Consider the following 16,147-nt stretch of genomic DNA (forward strand, 5'->3'; position numbering starts at 1 on the left):
TGGTACCAACTATAACGAAAATTTAGTTAATACCACCGATGCGGTTAAACCTAACACCAGTTGGAATCCAAGAAGGTAAAACACTATCTGCATCACGCTCAAACTCGAAGCTGATCCAAATACCGACCGCTTTACCGACTAGGTTGCCCTCTGGAACAAAACCCCAGTAGCGGCTATCTGCACTGTTGTCGCGGTTATCACCCATAACAAAGTACTGACCTTCAGGTACGACCCATTCGTTGACGCCATTACGTGGTTGATACAACTCAACACGGTCGCGACGCAGTGGGTTAACCAAAATTTGATGACCAACTTCACCTAGTTTTTCATCCAACTGAATCAGTGGAATGCCATTTTGAATGAATTGGCTCTCTTCAACGTTAGACAGTCTCACTGGCTGACAGCTTGTGTCGCCTTGAGACTGAATGCAGACTTCTTTTTTGCTGTTGTAACGCACGGTATCACCCGGAAGGCCTACAACACGCTTAATATAATCGATGCTTGGCTGTGGTGGGTACTTAAATACCACGATATCACCGCGTTGTGGTTTACCTGTCTCTACTAACTGAGTACGCCAAACCGGATCTTTCAATCCGTATGCGTATTTTTCAACCAAAATAAAGTCACCAACCAAAAGCGTTGGCATCATAGACCCCGATGGGATCTGAAATGGTTCATAAATAAATGAGCGTAGTACCAGAACAACAGCAATGACAGGGAAAATAGACACACTATTTTCAATCCACCAAGGTTGCGTTTTCACTTTTTCAACAATGGCAGCATCTAAACCGTTAGTTTGAGCTTCGACCTCGGCCACTTTCGCTTGACGTTTCTTGGCAAAAACCAATTTTTCTAAGACCCAGACAACACCGGTCACCAAAGTAACAAGTACTAGGATGAGTGAAAATGTATTCGCCATTGACTTCCCTTATCTCAAAAATACGAAAGTGAAAGAGCCGAAACCCTTCCACTTACCAATTAAATTTGTTTCAAGCAATCCCATAAATAGTTTGCACAGACAGTAACGCTGCGATGGCAAATATGACAGGGATTAGTCTTTACCTACGTGCAGAATGGCAAGGAAGGCCTCTTGAGGCAGCTCTACGTTACCGATCTGCTTCATACGTTTCTTACCTTCTTTCTGCTTCTTCAGGAGCTTTTTCTTACGGCTCACGTCACCACCGTAACATTTGGCAATTACGTTTTTACGTAACTGTTTAACCGTTGAACGGGCGATGATGTGATTACCAATTGCAGCCTGAATCGCGATATCAAACATCTGACGAGGAATAAATTCTTTCATCTTCTCGACTAGCTGACGACCACGTGTTTGTGAGTGATCTTTATGAGTTATCATCGCAAGCGCATCTACTGTATCGCCGTTTAGTAGCACATCGACACGAACCATATTCGAAGCTTCAAAGCGTTGGAAGTTGTAATCCAGCGAAGCGTAACCACGAGAGGTTGATTTCAGACGGTCGAAGAAATCAAGTACCACTTCTGCCATCGGGATATCGTAAGTCACTGCTACTTGGTTTCCGTGATAAACCATATCAACCTGAACACCACGCTTTTCAACACAAAGTGTAATGACATTACCCAAGTAATCCGACGGTACAAGAATATTACAGCGAGCAATCGGTTCACGAATTTCTTCAATGTCATTAACCGCTGGAAGCTTCGCTGGGCTATCTACGTAAAGTAGATTACCGTTGGTTTCTTCAACTTCATACACTACAGTCGGCGCAGTGGTGATCAGATCTAAGTCGTACTCACGCTCTAGACGCTCTTGGATAATTTCCATGTGCAGCATACCAAGGAAGCCACAACGGAAACCAAAACCCAGTGCCGCAGAATTTTCTGGTTCGTAGAACAACGATGCATCGTTAAGGCTTAGCTTACCTAGCGCATCACGGAAGTTTTCGTAATCGTCAGACGACACAGGGAATAGGCCAGCGTAGACCTGAGGTTTTACTTTCTTAAAACCAGGTAGCGCAGCTTCACAGCCATGTTTTGCTAGCGTTAGCGTATCACCGACAGGGGCGCCTAGGATGTCTTTGATACCACAAACCACCCAACCAACTTCACCAGTACGTAAAATATCAGTATCGACTTGTTTAGGTGTGAAGATACCAAGACGGTCAACTCCCCAAACTTGACCTGTGCTCATTACCTTAATCTTATCGTTCTTCTTCAGTTCGCCATTTTTAATACGCACCAGAGAAACGACACCAAGGTAGTTGTCGAACCAAGAGTCTATAATTAGTGCTTGTAGTGGTGCTTCCGGATCACCTTCTGGCGCTGGGATCGCTGATACGATATTTTCAAGAACATCATCAACACCAATACCCGTTTTCGCACTACAGCGAGTCGCCTCCATCGCGTCGATACCAACGATTTCTTCGATCTCTTCTGCGACACGCTCTGGGTCTGCGGCTGGAAGATCAATCTTGTTCAAGATTGGCACCACCTCTAGATCCATTTCGATCGCGGTATAACAGTTAGCAAGAGTTTGAGCCTCTACACCTTGACCCGCATCCACAACCAGCAGCGCACCTTCACAGGCAGCAAGCGAACGCGAAACTTCGTACGCGAAGTCAACGTGCCCTGGTGTATCGATGAAGTTAAGTTGGTATGTTTCACCATCTTTCGCTGTGTAGTTTAGAGTCACACTCTGAGATTTAATGGTGATACCACGCTCACGCTCTAGATCCATGGAGTCCAGAACCTGTGAGGCCATTTCACGGTCGCTTAATCCACCACATACTTGGATCAAACGGTCTGATAGGGTCGACTTACCATGGTCGATGTGGGCGATAATCGAAAAATTACGAATGTGCTTCATGATTTGGTGTGACTAAACTCTTTTAAATAGGGACAAGAAAGCCGCTCTGAACCTTGCATTTTCTCAAGGTGAACGACGGCATTTCAATCAAGTTGGCAGATTCTACCCAATTTCTAGTCACTTCGCACTAGCTAATTGGTTCGCCCAACACCCTTAATAGTATGACTTGTTGCGAAGATTGCTGCTCTAATTTAGCCGATAGTCGTTTTGCGAGGAAAATACCACCGACCGTTGCGGCAGCAGAAGTGAAAATAACCAGCCCTTCCCCAACGGAAAACAATGGCGCCAGCCACCACTGGGCAACGAATGCACCCAAGATCAAAGCAAACAAGGGCACTAAATAAACCACTGCCGCCGATTGGAGCAAACTTTTCTCTGGCAGACCAATTTCAACCACTTGACCAGTTTTCACCGACTTTTGCGTCACTAGGTGCCAGTGTAAAGATTTGTTACCGACAGCTTTAGATACAATGCCCGTACCACAGCTCTTTTGTGAGGAGCAGCTACTACAGCTAGTTTGTTGCTCGCAGCTTAGCTCTACGTCAAAACCAGTGGAAACAGGCTTAACGGCAGAGACAGTAGCCAATGCAGTCATCATTGCGTGGCACTCTCATTGGCAGTAAACGTTACCGATTGAGCAATGCGCTTGGCCGTTGCTGGCGGTATATCGCCAATCACAGAGATCTCGCGATCACCACGGACAAAGCTATGTAAGGTGCGACGACCTTGGCGGACAAGCTGCCCTTTTAGTGACAAATTATCACTATCTGACACGTAAACCGAAAAGCTAAACAGCCCATCGCTGTACATCTGGCTTTCAACCATACGCTCAGTATTGGTCATACGATAGCGATTAAGTTCTTTTGGCTCGAACCCATTTGGGATCCAACCCACTGTCCAAAATGGGTTCGTGATTTGGCCTTTTGGTAGAGAAAGTACCTGTGGCAATTTAACTTGATTCAGACCACCAAGAATCTGACTAATTCGATCATTGACGCTGTATGAGATGGTGCGGTATTGCTCTAAAATCTCACCGTCACGATCGACAAGATCGGCACGCAAAGGTAGTTTGCTCTTCTCATCAACCCAAAGAACGTAAGAGTAACGCTGGCCATCTTTCGGCACAACGCGCAAGACCTGACAGGCAGCACCAGCTTCGCGAGCACGACCAACCTGAATAAAATCATAGAAGTTGCTCAACTCACTAACATCCGAATTTAGCAACGGAATCGTCGGCGCAACCATATTGCCAGACTCAATGGTGAAAGGTTCTACACCTGGTTCAATATAGCTCACTTCGTCGCCACGACGAATCACCTCACGGACAGGCCCGCTAAGATAAACGAGATGGGCGAGTTGTTGTTCCTCTGCTTTAGCGTGACGATAAAGCAGTGGCTCAATACTATTTTTCTTTATCAGGACATAAGACAACTCGTAACTAAGGTGCTGACTAGCCTCGTTCATTTGATGCAACAAAGCCTCTGCAGCGTTATTTTCTGCAAAGGCTATTGGTGTATTCAAACTGAACAGTGTCAGCGCACTGATCAGAAATTTTTTCATTCAACTACCGTTTCAGGATTATCACTATGCTCAATGGTATTGTCACTGTTTAAGCGTAGTTGTAATTCGTAATCTTGTAACATCGCATTGATGCGGCGGCGCTGCTCCTGAATATTCACTTCATTCGCTGGTTGCTCAACGGAAGAGCGCGTCAAGCTTACAGGCTCTGCACTACCAGAAAATGGAATAGTCTGAAGAACAGGCAATGTTTCCGTCTCAGGTGCAGTCGCAGCATCCGTTCCACCATACTGCTGGACACCCAATATAACTGCCAAAGATACACAAGCGGCCATGGCTACCTGACCGAATTGAGTTAACCAAGCAGGTAACTGGCGACGCGCTTGTGACGGCGTCGGTTGCGACTCGACCAAGCGATGTTCTTCTAACTGAGTAACCTTAGAGTGCGCGGGTTCACTCTCTAACGCTAACGCTACGCTTTCAGCTATATTCCACTCCGGCTGTTCCGGTGCTTCACCTCGCATCACATCACCAATTAAATGGTAACTTTGCCAAGTCTGTAGGCTATCTTGGTCTTTCTCTAATTCAGTAATTAGAGATTTATCAACCAACTCTCCATCCATGAGTGCTGAAAGTTTCTCTTTGTCAGCCATTATTTTCACCATTAATGTTACTGGTCTAGCGTTGTAAAAGGGGTTGAATTTTCTTTTCAACCGCTTCACGAGCACGGAAGATACGCGAACGTACCGTTCCTACAGGGCAATCCATAACCGCTGCTATTTCTTCGTAGCTTAAGCCATCAAGCTCACGCAACGTCATCGCGGTTTTTAAATCATCAGGCAGTGCTTCGATTGCACTGAAAACAACACGTTTCAATTCATTGGACAACGTTAAATTCTCAGGGTTCGAAATTTCTTTTAAAGCACTTCCTGTTTCGTAATATTCAGCATCTTCAGTATCCACATCTTGTGCAGGCGGTCTGCGCCCTTGGGCAACAAGGTGGTTTTTTGCAGTATTAACGGCAATCCGATATAACCAAGTATAGAAGGCACTTTCACCACGAAAGCTTGGTATCGCTCGGTACGCCTTTATAAATGCTTCTTGCGCTACATCGGGAACATCACCAGGATTATTCACATAGCGAGAAATAAGGTTGCAGACTTTATTTTGGTACTTAGTCACCAACAAGTTGAATGCTTGCTTATCCCCATTCTGAACTCGCTCAATTAATACTTGATCGGTCAGCTGCTCGTTCATTCGAGCGGGTACTCCTATCGTTATTCACTCTAATCTTCTCAGACATGAGCATTAATTATGCAAAATGTAGTCTTGACACCACTGCCTACTTGAGCACTATTGTGACCTAGCAAATAAATATAAGTTCAAAAATTCTTCAAACTATTTTTACGCAATGACACTTCAATCTACTTCTTGTTGCAGATTGTGAGGATCAAGGTAAAGAAAAGCAATGCTATTTACGAACAATTGCATTTATGCAAAGCCACTCTCACAGTGGTACTATAGTGAGTTGACTCTTTAGATTTCAGAGTCGACGTTGCAATTCATTGAATTATTTTAGAGCGGGATCGCTCTGTTACCTTGCCAAGCCGCAACGGTTTTTCGGGATGAATATGGCACAGGTACAAATTAACTCGGGAATTTAAAAGTTTTATGAACGCAAACCGTGAACATCAATGTGATGTGTTAGTGGTGGGTAGTGGCGCAGCAGGACTGTCTTTGGCGTTACGTGTCGCAGAGTACGGTAAGGTAATCGTACTGAGTAAAGGGCCGCGTAGCGAAGGTGCGACCTATTATGCGCAAGGTGGCATTGCCGCCGTATTTGACGAATCAGACAGTATCGAGTCTCATGTCCAAGATACTTTAGTGGCTGGTGCCGGTATCTGCGAGCAAGAGACGGTTGAGTTCATTGCCAAGAATGCCAAAGAGTGCGTGCAGTGGCTGATCGATGGTGGTGTACCTTTTGATCGTGAAGAGAACGACAGTGATGAAGCTCCACGCTATCACTTGACTCGTGAAGGTGGTCATAGCCATCGACGAATTTTGCATGCTGCTGATGCTACCGGTATGGCAATGCAAACCTCGCTGCAGGACAATGTTCATAATCATCCAAATATTACTGTTCTAGAGCGTCATAACGCACTAGACCTTATCACCGAAGACAAAGTCGGTGGTGACGAGAAGAAAATAGTTGGAGCGTACATCTGGAACCGCAACCAAGAGCATGTGGAAACCGTCAGAGCGAAATTTGTCGTTCTTGCAACTGGTGGCGCTTCTAAAGTGTATCAGTACACGTCAAATCCGGATGTATCTTCTGGAGACGGCATTGCCATGGCATGGCGTGCGGGATGCCGAGTTGCTAACCTTGAGTTCAACCAATTCCATCCAACCTGCTTATACCATCCAGAGGCACGTAACTTTCTACTCACAGAAGCTCTACGTGGTGAAGGGGCTTATTTACGCCGTCCAGATGGCTCTCGTTTTATGCCCGATTTTGATGAGCGAGAAGAGCTTGCTCCGCGTGATGTCGTCGCGCGAGCCATTGACTTTGAGATGAAGCGATTGGGTGCAGATTGCATGTACCTTGATATCAGCCACAAGCCAGCTGATTTTATTGAGAAACACTTCCCAACGATTAATATGCGTTTACTCGACCTTGGCATCGATATGACCAAAGAGCCAATTCCAGTGGTTCCAGCCGCCCACTATACGTGTGGTGGTGTTATGGTCGAGCAAACGGGGCAAACCGATCTTTCTCAGCTCTATGCGATTGGTGAAGTGAGCTACACAGGATTGCATGGAGCGAACCGTATGGCATCAAATTCTCTTCTTGAGTGCGTCGTGTATGCATGGGCTGCCGCCAATGACATCATTGCGAATATTGCCAAAGCAACATTGCCACCAACGCTTCCTGCTTGGGATGAAAGCCAAGTGAGTTGTTCAGATGAAGAAGTGGTTATCCAACATAACTGGCACGAATTACGCCTGTTTATGTGGGATTACATGGGGATTGTCAGAACCGACAAACGCCTAGAACGTGCGCTGCGTCGTATACAGTTGCTGCAACAAGAAACTCACGAGTATTACAGCAACTTTAAAGTCTCCAATAATTTGCTTGAGTTGCGTAACCTACTGCAAGTTGCTGAACTAATGGTGCGCTGTGCAATGGAACGAAAAGAAAGTCGTGGTCTTCACTACACTCTCGATTACCCAGAGCTAGCTAAAGATAGCGGCCCGACCATACTACTACCAGAGAAGCAAAAATAACCCAGGGAGCTTAGTGCTCCCTTTTTAACATCACCACTATATGCCGATAGCTTGCTTCTGGCAGGCTATCACGCCATAAAATTTCCCGCTTATTGTCGGAGCGTGTAATTAACAAGCCAAAAGCCATAGCCACATAATTAACCGTTCGAATATGGTTAACTCCTTGAGCGGTTTTATAACGAGTCGGAGAGATAAACTCCACCTCACCTTGCATTGTAGGCAACAGATCCACTTTGGTAGCGGCCAATTTACCCAGTAAGTAAATCAGCATGAGCGAAGCCGGAAGTGGAATCGATGATAGGGTAATAATCAAAAAGACCAGCATCAAAAGCATGACACTGGCCATTATAGATATATAAGAGGGGCTAAGATTAAGCCTAACGCACTTTACTGAGGTTATGGGCGACAATCTTATCTACCATAGAAGCATGACCAAGGTTCTCACTGCGGCCATGACCCATAATCCATGTAAACAGATCAGGGTCATCACACTCTAATAGAGACACGAAATCTTTCTGCTCATTGTCTTGTAGGGCGTCAAAACATTCTTCAAAGAACGGCATAATCACAACATCGAGCTCTAGCATTCCACGACGACATGCCCATTTGATACGCGCTTTTTGTTCTGCGGTATACATTCTAATTCCTCACCTATCCGGTTGTTTGCGCCGAGTGTAACAAGCAATTTCGCTGACAACTAGTACGTCAGTCACACTCCCGAGCAAGGTCATGATTTTCGACCTTCAGATGGTAAATAAACGCCTACAACTCTAAAGGTTGTTTATCACTAGGAATCAGCGCTAACATACGCCTATAAAGTTTCTATTAGGAATCAATCATGGACTGGCAGAAAGCGTTTGCTCCCCTACAACTTGCGTCAAACGATGCACTTCCTCAACTTTCAGTAGCAGTGCTTCCCTCTTGGAGTGCCATCACTATAACTGGAGATGACAAAAAATCTTACCTTCAAGGTCAGGTGACGTGTGATGTGGTTACGTTAGATGAGCATGACTCAACTTTCGGCGCTCATTGCGATGCAAAAGGTAAAATGTGGAGCGTATTTCGACTGTTTCACCACAACGGCGGCTATGCCATGTTCCAACCAACATCCATTATAGAAAAAGAGCTGATTGAGCTAAAGAAATATGCGATTTTCTCAAAAGTAGAGATTACGCAAACAGAAGATATCGCGCTGGGCTTAATGGGGACATCTGCAACAACGTTTGTCGACTCGCTGTCATCGCAGACTGGCAATGTACGCTCAATCCAAGGCGGTACTGCGGTTAAAATTGACCAGCAGCGTTGGCTACTGCTCGTTGAACAAACCGCCGCAGAGAAAATCGTTGCCGCGAGCCAAGCAGAGCAAGTAACAGATGAACTCTGGACCTTGCTAGATATTCAATCGGGCTTGCCACTACTCAATGCACAACAACAGAATGAACACATACCGCAAGCATTAAATATTCAAGCACTTGGGGGAATTAGCTTTACCAAGGGCTGCTATACCGGACAAGAAACGGTCGCGCGAGCCAAGTACCGTGGTATCAATAAACGCGCACTGTTTATCGTTCAAGGTAAGGCTGACACTAGCATTGATGTCAATGCAGAATTAGAGCGCGCAGTAGGTGAAAACTGGCGTAGCGCAGGTAAGCTGATTGCGCAATACCGCTACAGTGATGGCAAAGCGCTGGCGCTTATCGTACTGCCTAACAATCTTGATGCAGACACTAAGCTGCGCTTAAAAGATCAGCCAGAGAGCGAATGGACTTTTGTTAATCTGCCCTACTCACTCGAAGACAATGACTGATCTTTCCTCAACTCATATTACGCAATATCTTGAGTCGCAGCGGGTTCACTTTCGCCTGCTGCCACACCAAACACCAGCAACAACGATAGAAGATGCGGCAAAGCAACGAGGCATTCGCCCGCAACAAATGGTTAAATCTATCGTTCTGCGCGATATGAGTAACCGCTATGCCATTGCCTGCGCCCCTGGGGATAAATCGGTAGATCCCAAAAAGGTTCGTGCATTACTCGGCTGGCGGCGAATGACTTGTGTGTCTATGGATGAAGTTATCAGTCTCACCGGATACCAAATCGGTACAGTCGTTCCATTATTGCTGCGCACACCAATGACAATTGTTTTCGACCAACAACTTTTGGCAGAACCGGAAGTCACTATCAGCAGCGGCTCTAATATGGCAGGCCTCGCATTAAGCTGCGAAGATCTTATTCAACTAACCCAACCTCTCATTGGCGATATCTGCCGCAATCAAACACCTTCTACCCATAACTAGGTAGAAGGTGTACAAGCTTGTTGCAATCGATTTCATCAAACCTTGAGCACTATCGCATCATTAGCTTTTTCTTAACTAAATTATTATTCACCAAACAAGCATAAGTAGTCATGGTGATTTTTTTGAAGTATGCTGTCTCCGTTGGTTAAAGTTCGTTCAGCTATACGTTTTGGCCTGAATGACACAGCTTTTCTTAGAGTTGGTATGTGGCTCGAAAGGTATGTGAATCCTTCTCCAACTAAAAAGTGAATCCACTGATTGTTTCAGGACATCCACTTTTTGTGTAATGCATCTGTGACTATTCGCCCGCATCAAAGCGGGCTTTTTTTTGACGAAAAATCACAATTCCTTTACACCCAATCCAAAAAGTTAAACTATTCTTAAATGTGTCATATAACTGAGGTTTAATGTTTCGCGATTGAACTCTGACGCGAGTTCCGCTGTCAGAAGATAAGTGAGGTAATTATCACAATAAATTGGATATTTATCCGTGTTTTTGTCTACAGCAACACAAATATCCAAACAAACCAGTTTTATCTGCATTTTCCACCATCACAATCACAATTTTCAGGGTGGGAAACACATATAATTTGCAGTGCTTGCTAAAGATAAGGATAACTGTATGAGACTGTTTAAGCGCTATACACCAAGTATGATTGCTAAACACATTAGTCGGCTATTTAAGGGAAGAATTTACATTTACGGGGTTGGTAAGTTTGAATTTGATAACGGTAAGTTGATCTTGCCAGAAAAAGCAGAGCGTAAGCATTTCCAAACGGTAAAAGAGATTAACCAAGAAATCATGAAGCTTCGCTGCGCATACGCATAACAGAATTAAAAAAAGGGTTGGCAGTGCCAACCCTTTTTGCATTCATATCGCTTGTGATTTGTGGCGTGATTGCTGCGCTAACAGAGGAAGGTTCCCTTTTAAGCCTAATGCTCGTTTCATGATTTCATCTTTCGCTCCCGGCAGTTGACCGGCGAGTTTCATACCAATACCACGAATAAGCTTTTTCGCTGGATTACTTCCTTCAAAAAGGTCTTTAAACCCTTGCATTGCAGCAATCATCTTGGCGGCTTCCGATTTACGCCACCGCTCATATCCGCGTAAATTACGCTTAGAACCAATATCTTCTCCACTTTGCCAGAGCTGAATAATTTCCTCAGCTAAACTCGCAGCATCTAACAGGCCAAGATTCACTCCCTGCCCCGCTAATGGATGAATGGTATGTGCAGCATCACCAACCAAGGCAACACGCTCAGTAACAAAGTCACGCGCATAACGCATCTTCAGTGGAAATGCGAAACGTTCACCTTCAACTTTACACAACCCTAAACGGTTATCAAACTCAGCCGTTAAGGTTCTATTAAACTCACCTGAAGACATATTGATAAGGCGTTCTGCACGACTCGGATCCGTTGACCAGACAATCGAGCTCAAGTTGTCTTCACCTAAAGGAAGAAATGCCAAAGGACCTTGCGGAGTAAAGATCTGTCTTGCGACTCGAAGATGATTCTCTTTAGTGCGGATATTAGCAACGATTGCGCTGTGGCCGTAATCCCAATGTGTCAGTGGGATATCTTGCTGCTTGCGAACCCAAGAGTTTGCCCCATCAGCCCCGACTACCAGTTTAGCCGTTAACGCTTGACCGCTATCTAAAGTCAGCCAAGCTTCACTTTCTCCGATTGCCATTGAAGCGCACTTCTCTGGCATGTACAACGTCACATTGCTTTGCAGCTTAACCTGTTCAAGAAGTGCAAGCTGAATCACTCGATTTTCGACAATATGACCAAGATCCGGTTGCGCTAATTGTTGAGCTTCAAACTCAATTCGAGCAAAACTGTCTTGCTCCCAGACTTCCATCGCTTGATATGGAGCAGCCCTGCGTTGAGTAATACCCTCCCATGCACCTAAATTTTTAAGCACAGTTTCACTTGAGCGGCTGAGTGCTGAAACTCGCACATCTGGTAAGTCATTCAGCTCACTCTCTGGCGCGCGACTTTCAATAACTGCGATACGCAATTCAGTGTCCTTGAATGCAGCGGCAAGCGCCAAGCCAACCATTCCACCACCGACGATGGCGATATCTACACTTTTCATCATAGTTTTGTATCCTTTTTCGCGTATCTAGCGAGCCACTAAACCTAGTGTTCTTCTTAATAAGGGGGTTTTAAGCACGGGGAAATTGTCCATACTAAATAGCCCGAGGTTACGCGCAATACGTAATGACAAGTAATCGTTGGAGAAGATATGCACTAAAGCTGAAGTCATGGCGATGGTTGCACTGCGGTCTTCACTGCGCGAGTTTTTAAACTGTGCTAAAGCGCTATAGCTACCTGGATCTTCACTCGAATCGGCAATGAGCTCTGCCAACGTCGCTACATCCCGTATACCCAAATTGAATCCTTGTCCAGCAATGGGATGCAAGGTTTGCGCGGCATTACCCACAATGGCAAAACGATGGGAAACATTTTGTTTTCTGTAACGTAACAGTAATGGATAGTTGGCTCGCTGGCCGACTTTCTGTATTTTCCCGAGTCGCCAGCCAAAAGCATCTTGCAACTCTGAGAGGAACTGTTCATCGTCATAGTTAATGATCTCTTGCGCTTTATCAGGTCGTACGCACCAAACTAATGACATTCGTCCTCGCGACATCGGCAGCAAGGCTACTGGCCCTGATTGAGTAAAACGTTCAAATGCACGCCCATTGTGTGGCGATTGAGCAGTGATGTTGGCGATCACCGCCACTTGCTCGAAATCATACTCAGAAAGCTCTATGCCTATTTGCTGGCAACAAGTAGAGATGGCGCCATCGGCCGCTACCAATAACTTCCCTTCGATATGGCTGCCATCACTTAACTCAAGTGTGACCTTTTCTTCATTACGCTGCACCTGTTCAACCGCAGCATGCAGCACAGCGACTTGGGTATCTTGCTGGACTTGTTGATGATAAATACGTCCAACATCCTCCAGTTCAACGACATAGCCCAATGCATCAACGCCTACTTCTTCAGTGGTAATCTGCGTCATTCCTGCATGGGAGCGATCTGAAACATGAATATGTTCAATGGGGGTTGCAACTTTCGCAATCTCTTGCCACAAACCAAGCTGCTTTAAGACTGAAACTGTACCGTATGATAAAGCTATTGAGCGAGAATCAAACCCGGGGTGCGATTTATGATCAACCTGAAACGGCTCAATCACAGCCACAGACAGAGGCTGCGATGCAAGCTTATTTATCGCAAGTGCAAGCGTCATTCCTGCCATCGCACCACCAGCAATCACCACATCAAACTGCTTCATGAAAACCTCTTTTAATGAATCGTTGGCGCTTGCTGCGGTCCAGCTTTTCTTTGGCCAAATTCCGCATGAATAGTTAAGACACACGCTTTGACGTGTTCAATAACCTGTTCAAGTAGTTGCGCCTGCTCTTGTAAGTCATCATCTTCATCGATGCCTAACTTGGCGATCTCTTCTAAGTCAGCAAGTGCTTCTTTAACATCGTTAGAAGCCTTTTTAAGCTCAGCGTTGACTAACCCCAATCCAGAGATAAAGTGGTTTACCCAGTCAGCTAAACCATCTGCAATATCAAACAGCGAGGCACTTGCGTCTTCATCTGGCAGTAACATTTTAATGTCCATTCCAGAGCCTGTAAGTTCAGCAATACTCGCGTCTAAGGTTGCTTCAGCCAGTTTCAGCGCTTTGCTTGGCCACCCCATTCCCTCACTCACATAGTCAAAAACCATTGGTTGCCAGCTTTTATCCGTCAGGCTCAAGCCACCGCTTAGCATGCCTATCAATAACCCATGCAACTCAGCAGGATTAACCGCTAATCCTGCCGACTGCAGTTCACTGGCAAATGCTAGGTAATCAGGTAGTTTTGTTTCGCTCATTGGAATGGCCTAAATTTATCTAAATATCTCCAATCGTATCACTTACCACAGCGAGCGAAAACGAGCGATTAGCGATTGTGGGCAGCTTTTGAACAAATTGCCCAAATACTGTGTTATTACGCTCTGATTTACCTATCACTGCTCTGAAAAGCTTGAATCTTAATTGGCGTTTTTCTATAGTTTCCTCCTCGGTGATTATCTGCGTCATCACCTTAGGCAACCGATATAGAGTCGATATGAGTAATCAAGCGGTAGAAGTTGAAATCTTAGGCAAACTCACTCTCGTAAATTGTCCAGCAGGACAAGAAGAGTCGTTAATTAAAGCCGCAGAACGCCTTGAAGAGCGTCTACAAGATATGTCAGCGAAAACCAAGATTACCAATGAAGTTCAACTTTTGACCTTTGTTGCGTTAAACTTTTGTCATGAGCTAGAAGCGCGTGACAGTAATTCTAAGCAGGAACAAGATGCCATATATGAGCGAATGGAACTCCTTTCGGCATCGTTAGACAACGCAATTAGTAAAGTTAAGCCAGGACAGCAATAAACCTTTACACCGTCAAGAATTTACCCTGGAGTGTTCGTGAGGGGATTAAGTCCCTGAGCCGATAAGCAATACCTAAGGGTTAGTACTTGGTAGCTATTGAGCAGGCTCGGCTTGTACCGAGAAGCCTACGGTTATCTCTGCTGATCCGCCTTGAACCAGCTGGTTCAAGGGTCCATTTCTCCAACGGCACTCTGGGGTATCCTTACCTGAACCCCATTAACCATGGGTACAGTCATGACACTATCCCGACAAGACTTTCGTACAAGAATTCGTCACAAGCGCAATCAACTGAATAGTGATGTTCAGCATCTCGCAGGGCTGGATTTAATTAAACAATTCTCACGTCTACCTGAACTGTCTCAAGCCCATCATATCGCCTTGTATCTCACGACCGATGGCGAACTTGAAACCATGCCTCTGATTGAGTGGCTATGGCAGCAAGGTAAAAAAACTTACCTGCCCGTCATTCATCCCTTTTCCAAAGGCCACCTGCTGTTTCTGCATTATGATCGAACGACCCCAATGGTGCTAAATCGCTATTCAATACCTGAACCCAAACTCGCTCAAAGCCAAATCCTGCCGGCCAAGTCACTCGATCTTATCTGCACGCCACTGGTCGGTTTTGACTCTAGAGGTCATCGATTAGGTATGGGAGGAGGCTACTATGATCGAACCTTAGAACCTTGGTTTAAGACAGGAAAAGGACCGATACCAATTGGACTTGCCCACGATTGTCAGCATGTGGAACAGTTGCCGATAGCATCTTGGGATGTACCACTGCCGAAAGTTGTGACTCCAACCAAGATTTGGCAATGGGATTGACCCTCTTGCTTAGATTCTTTTCGCTTAACTTCAAGTATCGGTAGGATAAGGCTATAATCGCGCCGCAATCGTTAATACTACCGCCTTTAGGAGATGAGCATGACTCAAGATGAAATGAAAAAAGAAGCTGGTTGGGCAGCACTGAAGTATGTTGAAAAAGACAGCATTGTTGGTGTAGGCACTGGCTCGACAGTAAATCACTTCATCGATGCACTAGCAACAATGAAAGATGACATTAAAGGTGCTGTATCAAGCTCTGAAGCTTCAACTGAAAAACTAAAAAGCCTAGGCATTGAGGTTTTTGACTGTAACGAAGTGGCTAAGCTAGACATTTATGTTGACGGCGCAGACGAAATCAACGCTGCTCGCGATATGATCAAGGGTGGTGGTGCAGCGCTAACTCGCGAAAAAATCGTCGCTGCTATTTCTGATAAGTTTGTATGTATTGTTGACAACACTAAAGCTGTCGACGTTCTTGGCGAGTTCCCACTACCTGTGGAAGTAATCCCAATGGCACGCTCATACGTTGCGCGAGAATTAGTAAAACTAGGTGGTGATCCGGCTTACCGCGAAGGTGTGAAGACTGATAATGGTAACGTGATTCTTGATGTTCACAATATGCAGATCGCTGACCCGAAAACGCTTGAGGATAAAATCAATGCCATCGCTGGCGTCGTCACCGTTGGCCTATTTGCCCATCGCGGTGCTGATGTTGTGATTACAGGTACTCCTGAAGGAGCAAAAATCGAAGCATAAGCCCTTCATTTTGTTATTTCATTACAAACGGTGCTCATTAGCGCCGTTTTTTTCATTTTAGTCTATAAAAATTATGCCTTATTCCGTAATTTTCTTACCCAAAGTGTATTTTTTTTGTTAACTTAATGGTCAGAAGACGCACAAGGGAAACGTTTGCGTTCTGTGTTATGTCTACAAAAACGTTT

18 protein-coding genes and 1 other RNA gene are annotated in these 16,147 nt (G+C 45.2%); 8 read left to right on the forward strand and 11 right to left on the reverse strand.

Annotated elements, in window-relative coordinates:
* Window positions 1-22: 22 nt before the first annotated feature.
* From lepB to rpoE, 6 genes are all read right to left on the reverse strand, one after another.
* Window positions 23-919 (reverse strand): signal peptidase I, encoded by an 897-nt coding sequence (lepB, locus tag APB76_RS21465; RefSeq protein ID WP_049845375.1) that lies wholly within the window; start codon window positions 917-919, stop codon window positions 23-25.
* Between the two features lie 132 nt (window positions 920-1,051).
* The gene (gene lepA / locus APB76_RS21470; RefSeq protein ID WP_049845376.1) at window positions 1,052-2,845 is read right to left on the reverse strand and encodes a translation elongation factor 4; all 1,794 of its coding nucleotides are present in this window, start codon (window positions 2,843-2,845) and stop codon (window positions 1,052-1,054) included.
* Between the two features lie 127 nt (window positions 2,846-2,972).
* Window positions 2,973-3,443, reverse strand: coding sequence for a SoxR reducing system RseC family protein (locus tag APB76_RS21475; RefSeq protein ID WP_054962053.1), 471 nt, complete (start codon window positions 3,441-3,443; stop codon window positions 2,973-2,975).
* Window positions 3,440-4,405, reverse strand: coding sequence for a sigma-E factor regulatory protein RseB (rseB, locus tag APB76_RS21480; protein ID WP_054962054.1), 966 nt, complete (start codon window positions 4,403-4,405; stop codon window positions 3,440-3,442). Before rseB ends, APB76_RS21475 begins: the two co-directional genes overlap by 4 nt.
* Complete coding sequence (locus APB76_RS21485) at window positions 4,402-5,016, reverse strand: RseA family anti-sigma factor (RefSeq protein ID WP_054962055.1); 615 nt, start codon at window positions 5,014-5,016, stop codon at window positions 4,402-4,404. The genes rseB and APB76_RS21485 overlap by 4 nt, the downstream gene beginning before the upstream one ends.
* A 25-nt stretch (window positions 5,017-5,041) precedes the next feature.
* A complete protein-coding gene (rpoE, locus tag APB76_RS21490) occupies window positions 5,042-5,620 on the reverse strand; it encodes an RNA polymerase sigma factor RpoE (protein WP_004415624.1) in 579 nt (192 codons plus the stop codon).
* Window positions 5,621-6,034: 414 nt separating this feature from the next.
* Between rpoE and nadB the strand changes: the two genes are divergently transcribed.
* Window positions 6,035-7,648 carry an L-aspartate oxidase gene (gene nadB / locus APB76_RS21495; protein ID WP_049845380.1) on the forward strand — a complete coding sequence of 538 codons (1,614 nt, stop codon included), beginning with the start codon at window positions 6,035-6,037 and terminating at the stop codon, window positions 7,646-7,648.
* Between the two features lie 10 nt (window positions 7,649-7,658).
* Here nadB and APB76_RS21500 read toward each other — a convergent pair whose 3' ends face one another.
* Together APB76_RS21500 and APB76_RS21505 are read right to left on the reverse strand one after the other, a co-directional pair.
* Window positions 7,659-7,982, reverse strand: a complete 324-nt coding sequence (locus APB76_RS21500) for a hypothetical protein (protein WP_235431342.1) — start codon at window positions 7,980-7,982, stop codon at window positions 7,659-7,661.
* Window positions 7,983-8,025: 43 nt separating this feature from the next.
* Window positions 8,026-8,286: an FAD assembly factor SdhE gene (locus tag APB76_RS21505; protein WP_049845381.1), complete on the reverse strand. Its 261-nt coding sequence runs from the start codon at window positions 8,284-8,286 to the stop codon at window positions 8,026-8,028.
* A gap of 200 nt (window positions 8,287-8,486) precedes the next feature.
* Between APB76_RS21505 and ygfZ the strand changes: the two genes are divergently transcribed.
* The 3 genes from ygfZ to APB76_RS21520 all read left to right on the forward strand — a co-directional run bounded on the left by ygfZ (window position 8,487) and on the right by APB76_RS21520 (window position 10,774).
* The gene (gene ygfZ / locus APB76_RS21510; protein ID WP_054962056.1) at window positions 8,487-9,455 is read left to right on the forward strand and encodes a tRNA-modifying protein YgfZ; all 969 of its coding nucleotides are present in this window, start codon (window positions 8,487-8,489) and stop codon (window positions 9,453-9,455) included.
* The gene (locus APB76_RS21515; protein WP_049845383.1) at window positions 9,448-9,945 is read left to right on the forward strand and encodes an aminoacyl-tRNA deacylase; all 498 of its coding nucleotides are present in this window, start codon (window positions 9,448-9,450) and stop codon (window positions 9,943-9,945) included. Before ygfZ ends, APB76_RS21515 begins: the two co-directional genes overlap by 8 nt.
* Window positions 9,946-10,567: 622 nt before the next feature.
* Window positions 10,568-10,774 carry a DUF1107 domain-containing protein gene (locus APB76_RS21520; protein ID WP_049845384.1) on the forward strand — a complete coding sequence of 69 codons (207 nt, stop codon included), beginning with the start codon at window positions 10,568-10,570 and terminating at the stop codon, window positions 10,772-10,774.
* Window positions 10,775-10,816: 42 nt separating this feature from the next.
* Here the strand turns inward: APB76_RS21520 and APB76_RS21525 are convergent, their stop codons facing one another.
* The 3 genes from APB76_RS21525 to APB76_RS21535 are packed head-to-tail and all read right to left on the reverse strand — an operon-like array spanning window position 10,817 to window position 13,839.
* Complete coding sequence (locus tag APB76_RS21525; protein ID WP_054962057.1) at window positions 10,817-12,049, reverse strand: FAD-dependent 2-octaprenylphenol hydroxylase; 1,233 nt, start codon at window positions 12,047-12,049, stop codon at window positions 10,817-10,819.
* A gap of 24 nt (window positions 12,050-12,073) precedes the next feature.
* Complete coding sequence (ubiH, locus tag APB76_RS21530) at window positions 12,074-13,249, reverse strand: 2-octaprenyl-6-methoxyphenyl hydroxylase (protein ID WP_054962058.1); 1,176 nt, start codon at window positions 13,247-13,249, stop codon at window positions 12,074-12,076.
* Between the two features lie 11 nt (window positions 13,250-13,260).
* Window positions 13,261-13,839 carry a YecA/YgfB family protein gene (locus APB76_RS21535; RefSeq protein ID WP_054962059.1) on the reverse strand — a complete coding sequence of 193 codons (579 nt, stop codon included), beginning with the start codon at window positions 13,837-13,839 and terminating at the stop codon, window positions 13,261-13,263.
* A 236-nt stretch (window positions 13,840-14,075) separates the two neighbouring features.
* Here APB76_RS21535 and zapA point away from each other — a divergent pair, with 236 nt between their 5' ends.
* From zapA to rpiA, 4 genes are all read left to right on the forward strand, one after another.
* Window positions 14,076-14,384: a cell division protein ZapA gene (gene zapA, locus APB76_RS21545; RefSeq protein WP_049845388.1), complete on the forward strand. Its 309-nt coding sequence runs from the start codon at window positions 14,076-14,078 to the stop codon at window positions 14,382-14,384.
* A 19-nt stretch (window positions 14,385-14,403) separates the two neighbouring features.
* A non-coding RNA gene (gene ssrS, locus APB76_RS21550) (6S RNA) lies at window positions 14,404-14,586 on the forward strand.
* A gap of 32 nt (window positions 14,587-14,618) precedes the next feature.
* Complete coding sequence (locus APB76_RS21555) at window positions 14,619-15,206, forward strand: 5-formyltetrahydrofolate cyclo-ligase (RefSeq protein WP_054962061.1); 588 nt, start codon at window positions 14,619-14,621, stop codon at window positions 15,204-15,206.
* Between the two features lie 99 nt (window positions 15,207-15,305).
* Window positions 15,306-15,962, forward strand: a complete 657-nt coding sequence (gene rpiA / locus APB76_RS21560; RefSeq protein WP_049845390.1) for a ribose-5-phosphate isomerase RpiA — start codon at window positions 15,306-15,308, stop codon at window positions 15,960-15,962.
* Window positions 15,963-16,147 lie beyond the last annotated feature (185 nt).

Source organism: Vibrio bivalvicida (genome assembly GCF_001399455.2).
Taxonomy (GTDB): Bacteria; Pseudomonadota; Gammaproteobacteria; order Enterobacterales; family Vibrionaceae; genus Vibrio; species Vibrio bivalvicida.